At 70.0% G+C, this 493-nt stretch carries 1 protein-coding gene; it reads left to right on the top strand.

Translation table 11 applies throughout. The annotated features are described in order from the left end of the window. Positions 1-493: DDE-type integrase/transposase/recombinase (locus FFK22_RS42210; protein ID WP_143957043.1), on the top strand; the 493-nt coding region annotated here is incomplete at both ends.

The following is a 493-nucleotide window of genomic DNA, read 5'->3' as shown; positions in this document are numbered from 1 at the left end:
GCGGCGGTACCTCGCTGCGGGCGGCTGGACGGTATACCAGAAGCCGGAGCGGCCCAAGGTTCTGGACGGCCTTGAGGGTTGGCTCGCCGAGCGGTTCCGCCAGCACCGGGGCAACGCCGACGTGGTGCGCCAGGAGCTGGTGCGCGAACACGGCCTTGTCGTCAGTTTGCGGACGGTAGAGCGCGCCGTCGCGCCGCTGCGGCGGTCGCTGCAGGCTGAGGCCCGGGCGACGGTCCGCTTCGAGACGCCGCCTGGACGCCAGCTGCAGATCGATTTCGGCGAGACGCGGGTGGTGATCGGCGGCGAAGCGACGCGGCTCTATCTGTTCGTGGCGACGCTGGGCTACTCGCGACGCTGCTACGTGCAGGCGTTTCACCACGAGCGGCAGTCAGCCTGGTTCGACGGGGTCGAAGGGGCCTTCGCCCACTTCGACGGAATCCCACAGGAGGTCCTGCTCGACAACGCCCGCGCGCTGGTGGACCACCATGACGCC

This window comes from Mycobacterium sp. KBS0706 (assembly GCF_005938675.2).
Taxonomy (GTDB): Bacteria; Pseudomonadota; Alphaproteobacteria; order DSM-16000; family Inquilinaceae; genus Inquilinus.
The sequence above is the reverse complement of the archived record's forward strand: the minus strand, read 5'-3'. Positions and strand labels throughout refer to the sequence as shown.